Origin of the sequence: Streptomyces sp. WM4235 (genome assembly GCF_001279725.1) — a bacterium.
Classification (GTDB): Bacteria; Actinomycetota; Actinomycetes; order Streptomycetales; family Streptomycetaceae; genus Streptomyces.
On the sequence record NZ_LGDE01000144.1, the window covers coordinates 1 to 2,488 of the forward strand.

At 73.6% G+C, this 2,488-nt stretch carries 1 protein-coding gene; it reads left to right on the forward strand.

Annotated elements, in window-relative coordinates; genetic code table 11:
* On the forward strand, positions 1–2,488 hold a 2,488-nt coding region (locus ADK55_RS13330), incomplete at both ends, for a type I polyketide synthase (RefSeq protein WP_159041383.1).

Here is a 2,488-nt window from a genome sequence, read left to right on the forward strand (position 1 = left end):
CCAGTACCGCCAGGCCAACGGCCTCCCGGCCACCTCACTGGCCTGGGGCCTGTGGGCCCAGGCCAGCACCCTCAGCGGCTCACTGGAAGAGGCCGACCTCAGGCGCATCGAGCGCACCGGTCTGCTGCCGCTGTCCTCCGCCGACGCGATGGACCTCTTCGACGCGGCCCCTGGCACCGGCGAGGCGATCCTCGCGGTGACCCGGCTGAACACCGCGGCGCTGCGCAAGCAGACCGACGGCCCGCACCCGCTGTTCCGGGGCCTGGTCACGGCCGCCCCGCGCAAGGCCGCGGCCCGCGCGGCCGGCGAGTCCTCGTTGGCCGACCGGCTGGGCGGCCTCTCCCCGACCGAACGGGACCAGGCGCTGATCGACCTGGTCCGGGCGAGGGTCGCCGGGGTGCTCGGGCACGCCGACCACACCGGCATCGACGCCGACCGCGCCTTCCAGGAACTGGGCTTCGACTCGCTGACCGCCGTCGAGCTGCGCAACCAGCTCAACGCGGCCACCGGCATGCGGCTGCCCAGCACCCTCGTCTTCGACTACCCGAACCCGGCGGCCCTGGCCGCGCACCTGTCGGCCGAGCTGTTCGGGGACCGCGAGAACGCCCCGGCCGCCGTCGTGGCCGCCACGGTGCCGGTCGGTTCGGGCGGCGCGCCGGAGCCGATCGCGATCGTCGGCATGGCCTGCCGCTACCCGGGCGGGGTCTCCTCGCCCGCGGACCTGTGGCGGCTGGTCGCGCGGGGCGCGGACGCGATCACCGAGTTCCCGGTCAACCGGGGCTGGGACCTGGAGAACCTGTACCACCCGGACCCCGACCACACCGGTACCACGTACGCCCGGGGCGGCGGCTTCCTGCACGACGCGGACCTGTTCGACCCGGAGTTCTTCGGGATGTCCCCGCGCGAGGCGCTGGCCACCGACCCGCAGCAGCGGCTGCTGTTGGAGACCGCCTGGGAGACCGTGGAGAACGCGGGCATCGTCCCGGCCTCGCTGCGCGGCAGCCGCACGGGCGTGTTCGCCGGTGTGATGTACCACGACTACGGCTCGGCGCTCACGACGATCCCGGAGGACCTGGAGGGCTACCTGGCCAGCGGCAACGCGGGCAGCGTGGCCTCCGGCCGGGTCTCGTACACGCTGGGGCTGGAGGGCCCGGCGGTCACCGTCGACACGGCCTGCTCCTCCTCGCTGGTGGCCATGCACATGGCCGCGAACGCGCTGCGCTCCGGCGAATGCGACCTCGCGCTCGCCGGCGGTGTCACCGTGATGTCCAGTCCCACCTCGTACGTGGAGTTCTCCCGTCAGCGCGGGCTTTCGCCCGACGGGCGCTGCAAGCCCTTCGCCGCCGGCGCCGACGGCACCGGCTGGAGCGAGGGCGTGGGCCTGCTCCTGGTCGAGCGGCTCTCCGACGCCGAACGCAACGGACACACCGTGCTCGCGGTCATCCGGGGCTCCGCCATCAACCAGGACGGTGCCTCCAACGGTCTGACCGCCCCCAACGGGCCGTCCCAGGAGCGGGTCATCCGCCAGGCGCTGGCCAACGCCGGTCTGACCACGGCCGACGTGGACGTGGTCGAGGCGCACGGCACCGGCACCACCCTGGGCGACCCGATCGAGGCACAGGCCCTGCTGGCCACCTACGGTCAGGGGCGTCCGGAGGAGCGGCCGCTTTACCTGGGCTCGTTGAAGTCGAACATCGGGCACAGCCAGGCCGCGGCCGGCGTCGGCAGCGTCATCAAGATGATCGAGGCCATGCGCCACGAGGTGCTGCCCAAGACCCTGCACGTGGACGCGCCGTCCGGGCACGTCGACTGGGAGGCGGGCGCGGTCGAGCTGCTCACCGAGGCACGGCCCTGGCAGACGTACGAGCGTCCGCGCCGTGCGGCCGTCTCCTCCTTCGGCATCAGTGGCACCAACGCGCACGTCATCATCGAACAGCCCGCGGCCCGGCCCGAGCCCTCGGCAGCGGACCGGGGCCGGTCACCGCTTCCGGTGGTGCCGTGGACCCTGTCCGGCAAGACGGCGCAGGCCGTGACGGACCAGGCCCGGCGGCTGCTGGAGCTGTTCTCCGGAGCCGGCGCGGACGTCGACCCGATCGACGTCGACCCGATCGACGTCGGTGCCTCGTTGGCGGGCGGTCGCTCGCTGTTCGAGCACCGGGCGGCGGTCGTCGGCACGGACCGGGAGGCCCTGGTGGAGGGCCTGCGGGTACTGGCTTCGGGTGCCTCGGCGCCGGGGGTCGTGCGTGACAGCCGGGTCGGCGGGAAGTCGGCGTTCCTGTTCACGGGTCAGGGCGCGCAACGCGCCGGGATGGGCGAGGAGCTGTACGCCGCCTTCCCCGCCTACGCCGCCGCCTTCGACGCGGTCACCGCCGAACTCGACCGACACCTGGACCGGCCGATCCGTGAGGTCATCGCCACCGGCGAAGGCCTCGACGACACCGGCCACACCCAACCCGCCCTCTTCGCCCTCGAAGTCGCCCTCTACCGA